We start from the raw sequence: 760 nt of genomic DNA, 5'->3' as shown, positions 1-760 counted from the left end.
TTATCTGAACTAATGAGAGCCGGCAGGGGCAGATCCCAAATAGCGGCAAGAACAGAAATCAGCTGCTGCTCAGTCTCACAAAACACCTCATCGGCATGCGCCGCAGCCAACAAACCCTTTAAGATCCTAGGTTTAAGCAAAGGGAAAGCGCGCTTTAATTCATAGCAGGCTTGGGTAAACTCTTTTCCATCAATTCGCTGCTCCAAGGCATCTGCGCCAATATGGATTCCACTCGCCTCTTTTGCTGCAGCCAGTGCATCCGTTTGCTGTTGGCTACCTTGCGTCCCCATAGCCAAAAATTTTGCGAGAACAATTTTATAAAAGCCCGAAATGCTTTGCAGATTGCGATACTTCAAGGTGGGCGCTTTTGCATACCCAAAATGAATATCGCAGGGGTTTCTGAACAGCTCGTAGGCGAGCCATTCTTTGAGACTGCGCTTCTTATCCCGACTTACTGCATCCATAAAGGTTTGTCGAAACCCTGCATAATTTGTTTTATCCAGATTCTTAAGTGCCGGAATCGCCGCTCTAAGCAAGTCTAGCTGCTGAGACAAGCTCAATTCGCTGAGATGCTCATTCCACGCACCCGTCGTTACCGAGTCATGCCCGATAAAGGCAAAAAACACAGCCTGCGCATCACTTGCGCCATGCACTAGCTGCAGAAGCGGCTTTATATCTTGTTCTCGCTTTGGCTCATCTTCGAAAGTGAGGCTGTCTTCGTGGTGAACACCTTCCAATGAACCGTCACTACTTTTGCTTA

1 protein-coding gene is annotated in these 760 nt (G+C 48.0%); it reads right to left on the bottom strand.

Annotation, left to right across the window (positions count from 1 at the left end; genetic code table 11):
• A partial coding sequence (locus tag A3751_RS23045) for a hypothetical protein (RefSeq protein WP_197466457.1) occupies nt 1–760 on the bottom strand: 760 nt, incomplete at both ends.

This window comes from Oleiphilus sp. HI0080 (assembly GCF_001635135.1).
This window is presented reverse-complemented; position numbering and strand designations above follow the sequence as displayed.